At 61.7% G+C, this 14,015-nt stretch carries 14 protein-coding genes; 9 read left to right on the top strand and 5 right to left on the bottom strand.

Going from position 1 to position 14,015, the window contains the following annotated elements:
* Positions 1 to 349: 349 nt before the first annotated feature.
* From AC1D1P_RS04310 to AC1D1P_RS04300, 3 genes are all read right to left on the bottom strand, one after another.
* Positions 350 to 1,261 (bottom strand): dienelactone hydrolase family protein, encoded by a 912-nt coding sequence (locus AC1D1P_RS04310; protein WP_477672190.1) that lies wholly within the window; start codon positions 1,259 to 1,261, stop codon positions 350 to 352.
* A gap of 146 nt (positions 1,262 to 1,407) precedes the next feature.
* Positions 1,408 to 2,208, bottom strand: a complete 801-nt coding sequence (locus AC1D1P_RS04305; protein ID WP_477672189.1) for a fumarylacetoacetate hydrolase family protein — start codon at positions 2,206 to 2,208, stop codon at positions 1,408 to 1,410.
* A gap of 165 nt (positions 2,209 to 2,373) precedes the next feature.
* Positions 2,374 to 3,282: a helix-turn-helix transcriptional regulator gene (locus AC1D1P_RS04300; RefSeq protein ID WP_477668002.1), complete on the bottom strand. Its 909-nt coding sequence runs from the start codon at positions 3,280 to 3,282 to the stop codon at positions 2,374 to 2,376.
* A 97-nt stretch (positions 3,283 to 3,379) separates the two neighbouring features.
* Here AC1D1P_RS04300 and AC1D1P_RS04295 point away from each other — a divergent pair, with 97 nt between their 5' ends.
* The 5 genes from AC1D1P_RS04295 (at position 3,380) to AC1D1P_RS04275 (ending at position 7,021) form a co-directional block, all read left to right on the top strand.
* Positions 3,380 to 3,952 carry a GbsR/MarR family transcriptional regulator gene (locus AC1D1P_RS04295; RefSeq protein WP_477672188.1) on the top strand — a complete coding sequence of 191 codons (573 nt, stop codon included), beginning with the start codon at positions 3,380 to 3,382 and terminating at the stop codon, positions 3,950 to 3,952.
* Positions 3,953 to 4,018: 66 nt separating this feature from the next.
* Complete coding sequence (locus AC1D1P_RS04290) at positions 4,019 to 4,531, top strand: thiol-disulfide oxidoreductase DCC family protein (protein ID WP_477646341.1); 513 nt, start codon at positions 4,019 to 4,021, stop codon at positions 4,529 to 4,531.
* A 34-nt stretch (positions 4,532 to 4,565) separates the two neighbouring features.
* A complete protein-coding gene (locus AC1D1P_RS04285; protein WP_477672187.1) occupies positions 4,566 to 4,967 on the top strand; it encodes a hypothetical protein in 402 nt (133 codons plus the stop codon).
* 49 nt (positions 4,968 to 5,016) lie between these two features.
* Positions 5,017 to 5,955 carry an SAM-dependent methyltransferase gene (locus AC1D1P_RS04280; protein WP_477672186.1) on the top strand — a complete coding sequence of 313 codons (939 nt, stop codon included), beginning with the start codon at positions 5,017 to 5,019 and terminating at the stop codon, positions 5,953 to 5,955.
* Positions 5,956 to 5,971: 16 nt separating this feature from the next.
* On the top strand, positions 5,972 to 7,021 hold the full coding sequence (locus AC1D1P_RS04275; RefSeq protein ID WP_477672185.1) for an SRPBCC family protein: 1,050 nt from the start codon (positions 5,972 to 5,974) through the stop codon (positions 7,019 to 7,021).
* Positions 7,022 to 7,024: 3 nt separating this feature from the next.
* On the opposite strand, the gene AC1D1P_RS04270 is transcribed toward AC1D1P_RS04275, so the two are convergent.
* The gene (locus AC1D1P_RS04270) at positions 7,025 to 8,038 is read right to left on the bottom strand and encodes a M28 family peptidase (protein ID WP_477672184.1); all 1,014 of its coding nucleotides are present in this window, start codon (positions 8,036 to 8,038) and stop codon (positions 7,025 to 7,027) included.
* 33 nt (positions 8,039 to 8,071) lie between these two features.
* A complete protein-coding gene (polA, locus tag AC1D1P_RS04265) occupies positions 8,072 to 10,903 on the bottom strand; it encodes a DNA polymerase I (protein WP_477668008.1) in 2,832 nt (943 codons plus the stop codon).
* 154 nt (positions 10,904 to 11,057) lie between these two features.
* On the opposite strand from polA, the gene AC1D1P_RS04260 reads away from it, so the two are divergent.
* The 4 genes from AC1D1P_RS04260 to AC1D1P_RS04245 form a co-directional block, all read left to right on the top strand.
* On the top strand, positions 11,058 to 11,405 hold the full coding sequence (locus tag AC1D1P_RS04260) for a hypothetical protein (protein ID WP_457279994.1): 348 nt from the start codon (positions 11,058 to 11,060) through the stop codon (positions 11,403 to 11,405).
* Between the two features lie 48 nt (positions 11,406 to 11,453).
* Entirely contained in the window at positions 11,454 to 12,404 is a 951-nt protein-coding gene (locus tag AC1D1P_RS04255) for a homoserine kinase (protein ID WP_477672183.1), read from the top strand.
* 135 nt (positions 12,405 to 12,539) lie between these two features.
* Positions 12,540 to 13,376, top strand: a complete 837-nt coding sequence (locus AC1D1P_RS04250; RefSeq protein WP_477668010.1) for a BPSS1780 family membrane protein — start codon at positions 12,540 to 12,542, stop codon at positions 13,374 to 13,376.
* The coding region (locus AC1D1P_RS04245) for a FecR family protein (RefSeq protein WP_477672182.1) at positions 13,373 to 14,015 on the top strand (643 nt) is incomplete at its 3' end. The genes AC1D1P_RS04250 and AC1D1P_RS04245, both read left to right, overlap by 4 nt.

The raw sequence follows: 14,015 nt of genomic DNA, 5'->3' as shown, positions 1-14,015 counted from the left end.
CGCTCACTGCGTGTAGCTCCCGAGGCCTTGCAGGCCGCGGCTCGCGAGACGCTTCGCCTCTGTCGCCCGTCCAAGCCTGCGCAGGCAGGCTTGGAGCCGCGGGCTCCAGCCCCTCGGGGGCCGCCCGCCTGCGGTCTGGCAAAGCCAGTCCCGCGCCTCATGCTGGCTTGAAGAGTTCAGGGCGCAATCAGTGTGGGGTATTTCACCAGCAGGGGCCGCGGAACCGGCTTTGCCGGGCCGCTGGCGCCGCCCCCTCGAGGGGGGAACAAGCTACATGTAGTGAGCTTGGACAGGGGTGCATCACTTTTGGGGGAACAGGCTACACGCAGTGAGCCTGGACGGGGGTGCTTTAACCCACGCCGTGGGATTTAAACCATTCCAGGGCACGCTTGAATCCGTCATCTGCCGCATCCTTGCGGTAGCTCGGGCGATAGTCGGCATGGAAGGCGTGGGGCGCTTGCGGGTAGACCACAAACTCAGAGGCGGCTGCCGCCTTGTTGCCCTTGGCGCCGGCTTCAGTCAGTGCGTCTTTCATCTGGTTGACGGTGGTCAGCGGGATGCCGCCGTCTTGCCCGCCGTACAGGCCCAGCACCGGCGCCTTGAGGTTGGCGGCCAGGTCCAGCGGGTGCTTGGGCGTCAGCGCTGATGGCTGGCCGACCAGGCGGCCATACCAGGCCACACCGGCCTTCACGTTCTTGCTTTGCTCGGCATACAGCCAGGTGATGCGGCCGCCCCAGCAAAAACCGGTGATGCCCACCTTTTTCGCATTGCCACCGTTAGCGGCTGCCCACTTCACGGCGCCGTCCAGGTCGGCCATGACCTGTTCGTCAGGCACCTTGGACACCACTTCGGCCATGAGCTTGGCCATTTCGTTGTATTTGCTCGGGTCACCCTGGCGCGCATAGRGCTCTGGGGCAATCGCCAGATAGCCGGCTTTGGCAAAGCGCCGGGCCGTGTCGGCGATGTATTCGTGCACGCCAAAAATTTCCTGGATCACCAGCACCACCGGCAGGTTGGTCTTGCCGGCGGGCGCCGCAAAGAAAGCGGGCACCTTGAAGCCATTGACTTCATAGGTGGTTTCGCCGGTCTTCAGGCCTTCTGAAGAAGTTTTGATGGCTGTCTGCGCCATGATGGGCATGGCGGTGGCCGCGTACCCGACCCCCAGGGCCGTTTTGAGCGCGGTGCGGCGACTGGCGCCGGCTTCGGTGGACCGCCCGGGCAGCAGGGCGTCGAAGTCTTTCTTCTGGTCGTGTTCAAGCATGGCGGTTCCTCAGTAGATTGTGGGAGGTTCTCAAAAGGCAAACAGTCGGAGTCTATGCGGCCCCGGAAGTTCTTGCCACCGCAAGGCAATGACGCTGGTGTTTTCCCTTGCCCACCGCCCCGCCCCGCCCCGCCCCGCACCCAAACTCAAACGATCTTGACGCTCAACTCTGGCAAACCGTCAATATGGCATTCGATGACGTCGCCCTTGACCACCGGGCCGACGTTTTCAGGCGTGCCCGAGTAAATGATGTCGCCGGGAAAGAGCTCAAACGCTTCGGACAGTTTGGAGATCTGCTCGGCCACCGACCAGATCATGTGGTTAAGCGTGGCGTTCTGCTTGACCTGGCCATTGACCTTGAGCCAGATTGCGCCCTTGGTGTAGTGGCCGGTCTGCGCAACCTTGTGGATGGGACCGATGGGAGCCGACATGTCAAAGCTCTTGCCGATTTCCCAGGGCTTTTTCTGGTCGCCCATGCCGCGCTGCAGGTCGCGGCGCGTCATGTCCAGGCCCAGCGCGTAACCGTAAACACGATCCAGCGCCTCGCTCATCGGGATGTTGCGCCCACCTTTGGCCAGCGCCGCCACGAGTTCGACTTCGTAGTGGTAGTTTTTGGTCAGTGTGGGGTACGGGTGGTCTGCAACCTTGCCGGGCGGCACCACCTGAATGGCGTCCGTCGGCTTCTGGAAGAAGAACGGCGGTTCACGGCTCGGATCCGAACCCATCTCGATTGCATGTGCTGCGTAGTTGCGACCTATGCAGTAAATGCGGCGCACCGGAAACATTTCGGCGCTGCCCGCGATGGGGATGTAGGTCTCAGCCACCGTGAAAGGCGTGGCCGGCGCATTTGCCGCCGTGCCCGGCGTGGCGCAGCCGACGACGGCGCCTGTCGCCATCAGGGCGCCTGTTTGCAGAATTCCGCGTTTGCTCATGTCTGGTGTTGTCATGTGTGTCTCCTGGGATTGATAAAAAGCCGGGTGAAGCTGGAGCTTGTTGTCCGTGTTTTTCTCCAACTGTCGAGCTTATGGCGAACACGCCCGGCGCAGGCAGACGCAATTACGCATTAACCGGACGATTCAATGCAACGCTGCTGCGCTGCAGCAGCAACGGCTTCAGGTTGAACCGGAAATTTTGGCGCGTACAGAGTCGCGAAAAGCCTTGGGCGTCTGGCCAAAACGCTGCCTGAAGCGCCGCGCGAAGTAGGCCTCATCGGCAAAGCCCGAGGCATGGGCGATGCTGGCGATGCGCTGGCTGCTGTGCGCCAGTTGTTCCTGCGCAAACTCCAGGCGCCGTTCGGTCACCAGGTCGGTGAAAGTCTTGCCGGTTTCTTTCTTCAGCAGATGCGCAAGGTAGTTGGGCGAGAGGAAAGCGGCCGCTGCCGCGTCGGCCAGCGTGACCTCGCCAGCCAGGTGCTCGCGGATGTAGCGCACCGCGCGCTGCAGGCTGGCACGCCGGCTGCCCTGCTGCGCCTGGCTGGCCGAAAAACGCAGCAGGTCAGCTTCGTACTTGCGGCAGACCAAACCTATCAGCTGCAGCATCAGGCCGCGGATCATCTCGATGGAGCCGAAACGGCGATGCGCGTTTTCCAACGCGAGTTTTTCCAGCAGTACTTCGATCTCCGGAAACTCATCTTCGGAAAAATAGAAGTCAGCGTATTCCTGGAACAGGAAGGGCGCGAGTTCAGGCGCGCGGCTCAAGGGCACGTCTTCCAGGTCCAGCGGATCCACATCGAGGCCGGGGCGCAGGAACTGCTGCGACATGTTGATGATGACGTAGCGCGAGCCCTCGGGATGCGGGATCACATGCACACGGTAAGGCAGGATAAAACTCAAATAGCCACGCCGGAAAGGCCGCACCGTGCCGGCCACGTTCTGTTCGGTGTCGCCCTGCAGGCTGATCTGGACCTGGAAATACTCGTGCCGGTGCGGGCGCACCAACGGCGGCCGCACCAGCTGGGACCGGATGTCGAAGTCGAGGTGGTCGGCCCGCTCTGACATGCCGTAGGTCTTGATGTCTGTCATGCGCCGTATTCTCGGGCTTGGGCCTTTGCTGTTGTTTCTTTTCAGAATCCTTTATTTCTGTATTGACAGAAATTTCAGACGGCGTATATTCAGAACCATGGAACTCAGCCCCGTCGCCCGCAAATTTGTCGTCCACTGGGGAGAAATGGGCACCGCCTGGGGCGTGAACCGCACCGTTTCACAAATCCACGCCCTGCTTTTCTTCCACGGCCGCCCCCTGCATGCCGAAGACATCGCCGATACGCTGGAAGTAGCGCGCTCCAACGTCAGCACCAGCCTCAAGGAGCTGCTGAACTGGAACCTGATCCGTGCCACCCATTTACTGGGCGACAGGCGCGACTATTACGAAACCTCGCTCGACGTCTGGGAACTCTTTCGCACCGTGGTGCGCGAACGCAAGGAGCGCGAGTTTGACCCGACCGTGCGCATGTTGCGCGAGCTTGTCAAGGAAGACGGCTTTGAGGCCGAGTCCTCCGATGCCCAGGACCGGGTACGGGAAACGCTGCGCCTGATGGAATCCCTGGGCTCGTGGGCCGACGAGATGCTGCGTCTGTCGCCCACCACGCTGGAGAAAGTGCTGCGCATGGGCGCCAGCGTGCAGAAATTCGTGCGGGGCGACAGCGACGCGAAACTCATGGATCCTTCGGAGTTGTTGCCGCCCACCTTCTGAAAGGCGGGGTTGGTTTTTTTTTGACTAGTGATTTCTGTTTGTACTGAAATTTATAAAGGAGAGAAAATGACTGTCATTAAAGGCTTTACCAACGCAGGCAACACGCGTTACGACGACTTCAAGGCCGGCAATCCTGACCCGCTGACCTTTCCACTGACCCTCTTCTACGAGTCGGCCTGCCCGCTCTGCAACGCAGAAATGACCAATCTGATGCTGCGCAATACCGCAGGCCACCTGCGCTTTAGCGATGTGTCGGCGCCGGATTTTGCCGACATTCCAGCTGGCACCACCATGCAGGACCTGCTGGACCTGATTCATGCCCGCACGGCAGACGGCCGCGTTCTCAAGGGTGTTGATGTATTCCGGCTGGCTTATGAGGCGGTAGGCCTGGGCTGGGCCAGTACGGCCATGCGCCTGCCGGTGCTGGCCCCACTGGCCGACTGGGCCTACCCGATGCTGGCACGCAACCGCCACCGCATTCCGCGCCGGCTGGTGGGCCTGCTGTTTGAAGGTGCGGTACGCCGCGCCGCTGAACGGTCCGCCAGTGCCCGTTGCGATTCCGGTACCTGCGCACGTTAACCATCCCCCACCGATAGAAACGAAAGGAAACCTCATGAGCCCCAACCTGTTTTTCATCTCGCTGCTGATTGCACTGGTCGGCCCCGTGATTGCCATTGGTTATCTCAAGCCCATTCTCTACAAGGTGCTTCGCATGTTGTGCGACGCCGAGGGCGGCGCGGAGTTCTGGATACGCTGCGCCTACCTGCTGGCGGTGTCCGGCACGCTGTTGCTGATGCTGACCTTTGGTGAATTCAATGGCAGGAACGACGTCATTGACGCGGTGCGGCGATCGCTCTGGCTGGTAATGGCCGGGGTGTTTGTCACCGTCGCCATCATCGCGCGCAATGTCTGGACGCAGGTACGGCAGTGGATAGCCGCGCAGGAGCTGGCCGCCCATGTGTCGGCTGCCGGCAGCGCCGCRCCGGCCGTACCTGCGGCTATTGATGCTCGCTAAAGATCGCCGAAAGTATTGACGGGTCGAAGCAGCACTGAAGGAGAAGAAAATGCTCACCACAACACCTGTTGCGCGCCGCGCCGATATGCCAACGGACAAGGGCCGGGAAGCWCGGCTGGCGGACATCCGGTCTTATTACAACGCCGTGGCCGATGATTACCGTGCCTGGAGCCCCGGCATGAACATGCACTTCGGCTACTGGTCCTGGCAGGTCAACCCCTTGGCCCGCGAAGCGATGCTGGAACGCATGAACCGGGAAGTGCTACACCGGCTGGCCCTGCCGGGCACTGGCGCCGTCCGGCTTGCCGACCTCGGCTGCGGTGCCGGTGCCACGGCCAGATCGATCGTGAAAAACCGCAAGCACAGCACCGTGGACGCCGTCACACTGGTGGCGCGGCAAATCATCCAGGGTGCCGGGCTCAACCAGGCCGCCGCCTTATTCAATCAGGTTCGTTTTCATCTGGCCGATTATGTGGACACAAGCTTGCGTTCAGGCGCGTACGACGGCGTTTACGCCCTGGAAAGCGCTTGCCACGCGCCGGGAGCCGACAAACGGGCACTGGTACGGGAAGCTGCACGCCTGCTGCGGCCTGGCGGCACGCTGGTGATCGCCGATGCCTTGCGGCGCAACAACAAGCCCTTGCCGGGGTTCATGGAGCGCATCTATCGCCTGTGGTGCCATCACTGGGCGGTCAATGAGCTGGCCGAAAAACAGGCGCTGCACGCCGCACTCGCGAGCCAGGGGTTTACGGACATCCGGTTTCAGGACATCAGCCTGCGTCTGGCGCCCAGCGCATTGCAGATACCTCTGTTTGCCACCCGCTTTGCCTTGCGTGAACTCTGGCGGGCCCGCTTTCGCCTGTCGCCGCTGCGCCGCGGCCATATAGTGGCTTCCTACGCAGCCTTCCTGCTGGGCATGTGGCTGCCGGGTTTTGGCTACTTCATGGTCACCGCGCGCAAACCAGCAGATAGGCAGGCATCGAACTAAACCTGTCAATACACCCATGACCGCAGAACAAAACAAGCCGACAGCTGATCTCGCTCCGCACGATCGCATACCCGCGCCGAAAGAGGGATTTGCGTCTTCGGACGGCTTGCCGTTTTCAGGCTGGACGCCTTTTCTTGCCGGAGCGCTGAGCGGGCTGGTACTGCGCCTGGCGTTTTCCGGAAAACCGGGGAGTGCACTGTCGGCCATGGCGGCCGGTTTTGTCTGGTTTGCACCATTTGCCGTAGGAGCCATCACGGTGTACGTGGCCGAGCGGCACAAGCGCAGGGGCTTTTCCTATTACCTTTTTGCACCGGCGCTGGCAACCTTCGTGTTTGTGCTCGGCAGCCTGGCCATCCTGATAGAGGGGGTGATTTGCGCCATCGTCATCCTTCCGCTCTTCACCGCCGTCGGCATGCTCGGCGGTGTGGTCATGGGCCTGGTTTGCCGCATGACCAATTGGCCCAGGCAAGCGGTCTATAGCATCGCCGCGTTGCCACTGCTGGTGGCGATGGCATTTCCACAAAACCAGGTAGAGCGCATCGGCAGCGTGGAGCGCAGTGTGCTCATACAGGCAACTTCTGCTGAAGTTTGGCAGCAGATCAACAACGCACGCGATATCGCGCCTGCAGAGGTTCAGCATGCCTGGGCCTATCGCATAGGCGTTCCGCTTCCGGTTAGCGGCATCACGACCGACACGGCTGAAGGCCCCATACGAAAAAGCACCTGGGGCAAAGGCGTTCATTTTGACGAGGTGATACGACAGTGGGAGCCGCAGCGGCATGTGCGCTGGACCTACCGTTTCGCAGAAGATTCATTTCCCGCAGGCGCGCTGGACGACCACGTGAAAGTGGGCGGCGCTTATTTTGATCTGCGCGACACCTCCTACACATTGACGCCCGAAGAAGGCGGTACACGCCTGCACATTCGCGTGAGCTATCGCATCAGCACGGATTTCGACGCGTATGCGAACTGGGTGGCCCAACGCCTGCTTGGCAATTTTTCAGAAGTGATCCTGGACATGTACAAGGCACGCAGTGAACATGCCGGGAACGCAGCGCTGTCTTGACTGCTACCGTACCGGCCCGGCCACTACGGCGTGCTGCATGACCACCGCACGCACACCATCGACGACCTTTGCCATGCGGCGGTAGTCCAGCCTGTCTGCGGTGTCCTGCGGCGTGTGATAGGCCTTGTTCCGGTAGAAAGCCGTATCGGTGACCATCATTCCCACATAGCCTTCGTTCCAGTAATTGAGATGGTCTGAAAAATCGACCCCCACCACGAAACCCGGCGCGTTGATGGAATACACCGGCAGGTCGGAGGCCGACTTCATCGCCGCCTTGACCTGGCGCGCGATGTCGCCGTCCTGGTAGAAACCCACCAGTGAAATGAAATTTCCGGTAGTGGGGTAGATCGCATTGAGAAGCCGCACAGGATGGTCCTGGCTTCCCGGCTCATCACTGAAGTAGCCGATGCACTCGAGCGACAACATGAGGGATGCGCGCTTGCCGGACTCTGCGAGAGACCGGGCGTGAATGGCGCTGCCCATGTAAGGTGTGCGGAAAAAAGGAGGCTCTTCATTCGTGTAGATCACCAGTTCCACCCGCTGGCGGAAAGTTTGCCCCTTGAGCAAGCGCACCAGCTCAACGAGGCCCGCCACGCCGCTGGCATTGTCGTCCGCGCCGGGCTGCTCACCAGCCACGTCATAGTGCGCGCCCACCACCATCACCTCAGGTGTATCAGGACCCAGCTTCACAACCAGGTTGCGGTAGGACCTGCCTCTGGCCCTGAAGCGCTGGCTCTCCACCTGAAGGCCCAATCCGGAAAGCTGTGACTCCAGATAAACGGCAGCACCTTCAAGCCGGGTTCCGTTATCGAACGTGCGGTTCGGAAAATCGGTGGAGAGTTTGTAGACCAGTTGCTTCAGTCTCGCGGCGGATGCCGTTTGCGAAGCAGGCGCTGGCGTCTCGCCAGCCGGCACAAACGGCTGGGTCAACCGGTACCAGGCATAGCCTGCCGCGGCGCCAGCCATCAGCAAGGGCAGGACGACACCAGCGACGAGGATTTTCCAGCCCCGCCTCACACACAGCCCCATCGCAGGGAAAATGGAGCCGGCTTAATGTGCCTTGTCCCAGTTGAGCCCAACGCCAATCTCCGCCAGCAACGGCACTTTCAGCTCAGCGACGCTGGCCATCAGGCGCGGGATCTCGGTACGCAGCCACTCGACCTCTGCCTCCGGCACTTCAAACACCAGTTCGTCGTGCACCTGCATGATCATTTTGGTGGCGCGCTTTTCTTCGTCAAGCACCTGCTGCACCTTGTTCATGCTGAGCTTGATCAGGTCGGCCGCCGTGCCCTGCATGGGCGCGTTGATGGCCTGCCTTTCCGCGGCCTTCTTGCGTGGCCCGTTGCCGCCGGTGATTTCCGCCAGGTACAGCTGCCGGCCAAATACGGTTTCGACGTAGTGGTGTTCCCGGGCAAACGCCACGGTCTGGTCCATGTAGTTCTTGACGCCGGGATAGCGCTGGAAATACTTGTCGATGTAGGCCGCCGCGGCCTTGGTTTCGATGCCGAGGTTGCGCGCCAGCCCGAAACTGCTCATGCCGTAAATCAGGCCGAAGTTAATGACCTTGGCGTAGCGGCGCTGCTCGCTGCTGACCTGGTCGACCGCCACCCCGAACACCTCGGCGGCCGTGGCACGGTGCACGTCCAGGCCGTCGGTGAAGGCGCGCAGCAGCGCTTCATCGCCGCTCAGATGCGCCATGATGCGCAGCTCGATCTGCGAATAGTCAGCGCTGGCGATCACGCTGCCTGCAGGCGCGATAAAGGCCTCACGTACGCGCCGGCCTTCTGCCGTGCGAATGGGAATGTTCTGCAGGTTGGGGTCGTTGCTGGAAAGCCGCCCCGTGACCGCGACGGCCTGCGCGTAATGCGTGTGCACGCGGCCGGTACGGGGCAACGCCAGCTGCGCGAGCTTGTCGGTGTAGGTACCCTTGAGTTTGCTCAGCGAGCGGTGCTCCAGCAGCTTGGCAGGTAGCGGGTAGTCTTCGGCCAGCTTTTCCAGCACCTCCTCGTCGGTGCTGCGTGCGCCACTGGGGGTTTTCTTGATGACCGGCATGCCGAGCTTGTCGAAAAAAATCTCGCCGAGCTGCTTGGGACTGCCCAGGTTGAAGGGCTGACCGGCGATCTCATAGGCCTCGGCTTCCAGCTGAATGATGCGCTGGCCCAGCTCGTGGCTCTGCGCGGCCAGCGTGGGCGCATCGATCATCACGCCGTTGCGCTCAATGCGGTACAGCGTTTCGCTGCTCTGCATCTCCAGCTCATAGATAAAGCGCAGTTTCTCGTTGGCCTCCAGCCGCGGCCACAGCACACGGTGCACGTCCAGCGTCTGGTCGGAGTCTTCACAGGAGTATTCGGCGGCCTTGGCGATGTCGACCTGGTTGAACTTGATCTGGTGCGCGCCCTTGCCGCAAAGGTCTTCATAGTTGATACCGCTGCGGCCCACATGCCGCTCGGCCAGGCTGGCCAGGCCGTGCGGCTTGGTCACTTCCAGCACATAGCTTTGCAGCATGGTGTCGTGCGCATAGCCCTGCACTTCCACACCGTGGTTGGCAAACACATGGCGGTCATATTTGACGTGCTGGCCCAGCTTGGCTTTGCTCGGGTTTTCCAGCCAGGGTTTCAGGCGCGCCAGCACATCGTCGCGCGGCAGCTGGGCGGGTGCATCAGGGTAATCGTGTGTGAGCGGAATGTAGGCTGCCTCGCCGGGCGTGACGCTGAAACTCAGGCCGACGATTTCCGCCAGCATTTCGTCGAGCGAGGTGGTTTCGGTGTCCAGCGCTACCAATTCGGCCGCTTCGATCTTTGCCAGCCAGCGGTCAAACGCTTCCCAGGTCAGCACCGTGTCGTAGTTCAGGTTGCTGGCACGTTCAGCCGGTGGCGTATCGGTCAGGGGCGCTTCGTCAAACAGGCCCGGCGAATCCGAACGGCCGCCTGGACCGCCGGCGGGTGCGGGCTTGTGCCTGCCTTCAGGTCCGCCAATCAATTCCGGCGGTGTGCTTTCGATTTCGATCTGCTTGACCAGGCCTTTGAAGCCGTACTTTTCATAAAAGGCTTTCAGGGGTTCCGTCTGCTGGCCGCCGATGGTGATGGCATCCAGGGCGGGCAGGCCGGGGATGTAGCCGTCCAGTTCGCAGTCCTTCTTGATGGTCAGCAGCTCACGGCCTTTGGGCAGCCAATCGAGTGACTGGCGCAGGTTCTCACCCACCACGCCCTTGATCTCGCCGGCGCGTGCCACCAGCGCATCGAGCGAGCCGTATTCGAGAAGCCACTTCACGGCCGTCTTGGGGCCGACCTTGGGCACGCCGGGCACGTTGTCGACCGCGTCGCCGACCAGTGCCTGGTAATCGACCATGAGCCGCGGCGGTACGCCGAATTCAGCCTCCACCCCGGCCAGGTCGCGCCGGCGGTCGTTCATGGTGTCGATGACGGTGATGTTTTCGTCGACCAGCTGGCTCAAGTCCTTGTCGCCGCTGGAGATGATGACTTCGATCCCCTGAGTTGAAGCCATGCAGGCGAGCGTTCCGATCACGTCGTCGGCCTCCACGCCGGGGACGTCCAGCACTTTCCAGCCCAGCAGGCGCACTACTTCGTGGATGGGTTCGACCTGGCTACGCAGGTCGTCGGGCATGGGTGAGCGCTGGGCCTTGTATTCAGGGTACAGCGCGTCGCGAAATGTCGGCCCTTTGGCATCGAACACGCAGGCAGCGAAGTCAGCGCGCACGTCCTTGCGCAGCTTTTGCATCATGTTGACCATGCCGCGTATGGCACCGGTCGCCGGACTGGCCGGGTCGCCCGGGTTGGCGCGCAGGTCGGGCATGGCATGAAAGGCGCGGTACAGGTAGCTGGAGCCGTCCACCAGCAGCAGTGTTTTTTTGTCGGTACTCATGAAGCCGATTGTCGGGGATATCGGCCCGCCGCTGCCCGCGGCGCCGATAGCGCCCGGCGCTGGCCTGTGGGGAAGCTTTCCGCCTACAGCCGCAGCCCCCTTATTACGACATATCGGGCTTTCTCGGCTGGGCTCCGCAGCCTACAATGCAGGCATGAACCACGCTTTCCGCCCTCTTCTTGCCGCCGCGTTTGCGGTGCTGCCGCTGGCTGCGGCCATGGCTCAAGCGCCTGCACAAAACGCAGTGCCGCCCGTGACCGCGGAGGCCCCGGCGCCTGCAGGCCGGCCGGACAAGGCAATCCAGCGCATTCGCACTGAAGACGCGGGCAGCCGGATCGACGAACTCCGTGTGGGCGGCGAAACGCAGCAAATCCTGGTCCAGCCCAAAGTCGGCGGTGCGGCTTACGAAATCAAGCCCGCAGAAGGCGCCCGGGGCACCGCCCCCGCGTCGACCAACAACGACACCAACGGCTCACGCGTCTGGAACGTGCTGAAGTTCTGATTTTCGCAGCTCCACGTACTCCAAGAACTCCAGGATCCAGTTTCAGGCATGGCCGTATATACCGAAGTCTCGTTTGACGAGGCTGCAGCGTTCTTGAACGCCCTGAATCTGGGGCAGCTGCAAAATATCAAAGGTGCCGCAGGCGGCATCGAAAACACCAACTACTTTGTGGATACCGACCAGGGCCAGTATGTGCTGACCCTGTTCGAGCGCCTGACATTCGAGCAGCTGCCGTTTTACCTGCACCTGATGAAGCACCTGGCGGCGCACGGTATTCCGGTGCCTGATCCGGCTGCCGACCCCAAAGGGAACATTCTTCACCGCCTGAAGGACAAACCGGCCTCCGTCGTCAACAAGCTGCGCGGCCACAGTGAGCTGGCGCCCACATCCGGCCACTGCGCCGGTGTCGGGGAAACGCTGGCACGCATGCACCTGGCAGGCCTCGAATACCCGCGGCGCCAGCCCAACCTGCGGGGCCTGGCCTGGTGGAACGAGACTGTTCCGGTCGTGCTGCCTTACATCACGCCGGCGCAAACCAGCCTCATCCTGGGGGAGCTGGCTTACCAGAACCATATTGCGGCTTCATCCGCTTTTGGCAGCCTGCCCCGCGGTGCCATACACGCCGACCTCTTTCGCGACAACGTGATGTTCGAAGACGGCCGGCTCACCGGTTTTTTTGATTTTTACTTCGCCGGCTGCGACACCTTCCTGTTTGACATTGGTGTGTGCCTCAACGATTGGTGTATAGACCTGGAAACCGGCGTACAAGACGAAGCCCGTTCGGCGGCCTTCGTGAGGGCTTACGAAAGCGTGCGGCGCCTGACGGCGCAGGAGCGCAGGCTCCTGCCTGCCATGCAGCGCGCCGGAGCCCTGCGCTTTTGGCTGTCGCGGCTGTGGGACTTGCATTTGCCCCGTGAAGCTGCAGTGCTCAAGCCCCACGACCCCAGCCATTTCGAGCGTGTCCTGCGCGAGCGGCTCACACACCCTTACGTCCTCTAGCCCAAGCCACCCGCGGGCCTGATGACCCTTCGGCCAAGGCCTGTTTGAGGGCCTGCGCCAAGCGTCGCTGCTTTCAGGCAAACTGCCCTCCTGCAATATCCCGGTCTCGTCCGGCCCCATTTCCCGCTGAAGACCATGAAACTTAATATTGTTCCCGCAAGCACCGGCATAACCTGGGTCAGGTTGGGCATCAAGACTTTCATGCAGCAGCCCCTGGCCATGTCGGGCCTGTTTTTCCTGTACCTGGCCGCAGTCACGGTGCTTTCCTTGCTGCCGTTTTTCGGACTGATCCTGGCACTGATGATTGTTCCCGCTGCCATGCTGGGCCTGATGGCCGCCACACAGGAAGCCGTGAAGGGAAAATTTCCCATGCCCACGGTGCTTCTCAGCGCTTTTCGCGCGGGACGCGAGCGTTTGGGCGCGATGCTTGTCCTTGGTGCGATCTATACGGCGTTCTGCGTGCTGATCAACTGGATCGTACCGATGCTGGTGGACCCCCCCGTTGCCGCCGACGCGAGCCGCGAGGCGATGATGACGCCGCAGTTCCAGCTGGCCATGGCCAAGAACATGTCGGTGTCCCTGCTGCTGTACCTGCCCGTGCTGCTGCTGTTCTGGCATGCACCCGCCCTGGTTCACTGGCACGGCATTTCTCCGGTCAAAAGCCTCTTTTTCAGCGTTGTCGCCTGCGTTCGCAACGCGGGGGCCTTCCTGATGTTCGGGCTGGGCTGGCTCGGCGTATCCATGGGCCTGGTCATCGTGCTGAGCGTGCTTGCCGGCCTGACAGGCAGCGCTGAATTCGCGGCCGCGGCAATGATGCCCCTGGGCTTGCTCATCGCAGCCATGTTTTCCACCTCGATTTACTTCACGTTTCGTGATAGCTTCGTGGCCACGCTACCCGGTGACTCGCCGGATGGCGCCAATAACCCGGAAAACACCAATAACGACCCCGCTACCCCAGGAGATTCTTCATGACCCAGCACCAGCTGCAAGGCCGTACCGAACAGGACATTTTGTGGTTTCAACGGCGTGACACGCTCAAGGCAGCAGCCGCCTGGGTAGCGATGGGGGGATTGCCGGCCGCCATGGCCCAGCAGCGAAGCAATATCGTCGAGCTGAGGGGCGATGCCCTGCTCAACGGCAATCGGCTGCAGACCGGCGAAACCATCCTCACCGGCGACCAGATCCAGACCGGTCCGGGCTCCAACCTGATGTTTGTCATCGGCAACTCGGCATTCCAGGTGCGTGAGAACTCCATGATGAAAGTGGAGCGCGGCAACTCGCTCAATACCGTGAGCCTGCTGCGCCTGCTCACGGGCGCCGTGGTCAGCGTCTGGGGCAAGGGCAGCAGCCGCTCCATTGTCCTGCCCACGCTGACGGCGGGTATACGTGGCACGGGCGTCTATGCCGAGGTCTTCGCCGACCAGGGGAACCGCAGCTATTTCTGCAACTGCTACGGTACGGTTGACATGGAGTCGAACGGGGAAAAGACCGTGTCACAGTCAAGTTACCACCAGTCATTCTGGGGCGAAGTGGAGCCCAAAAACGGCCGCCGTCTCACCCCTGCCAACGCGATCAATCACAGTGACGAGGAACTGGAATTCCTAGCCGGCC

This window comes from Polaromonas sp. P1_E1_2 (assembly GCF_056406035.1).
The sequence above is the reverse complement of the archived record's forward strand: the minus strand, read 5'-3'. Positions and strand labels throughout refer to the sequence as shown.

Excerpts from the sequence above, each read along its gene's own strand:
- AC1D1P_RS04305 (WP_477672189.1), bottom strand. The coding sequence starts at position 2,208 with ATGACAACACCAGACATGAGCAAACGCGGAATTCTGCAAACAGGCGCC.
- AC1D1P_RS04300 (WP_477668002.1), bottom strand. The coding sequence starts at position 3,282 with ATGACAGACATCAAGACCTACGGCATGTCAGAGCGGGCCGACCACCTC.
- AC1D1P_RS04295 (WP_477672188.1), top strand. The coding sequence starts at position 3,380 with ATGGAACTCAGCCCCGTCGCCCGCAAATTTGTCGTCCACTGGGGAGAA.
- AC1D1P_RS04290 (WP_477646341.1), top strand. The coding sequence starts at position 4,019 with ATGACTGTCATTAAAGGCTTTACCAACGCAGGCAACACGCGTTACGAC.
- AC1D1P_RS04275 (WP_477672185.1), top strand. The coding sequence starts at position 5,972 with ATGACCGCAGAACAAAACAAGCCGACAGCTGATCTCGCTCCGCACGAT.
- polA (WP_477668008.1), bottom strand. The coding sequence starts at position 10,903 with ATGAGTACCGACAAAAAAACACTGCTGCTGGTGGACGGCTCCAGCTAC.
- AC1D1P_RS04260 (WP_457279994.1), top strand. The coding sequence starts at position 11,058 with ATGAACCACGCTTTCCGCCCTCTTCTTGCCGCCGCGTTTGCGGTGCTG.
- AC1D1P_RS04255 (WP_477672183.1), top strand. The coding sequence starts at position 11,454 with ATGGCCGTATATACCGAAGTCTCGTTTGACGAGGCTGCAGCGTTCTTG.
- AC1D1P_RS04250 (WP_477668010.1), top strand. The coding sequence starts at position 12,540 with ATGAAACTTAATATTGTTCCCGCAAGCACCGGCATAACCTGGGTCAGG.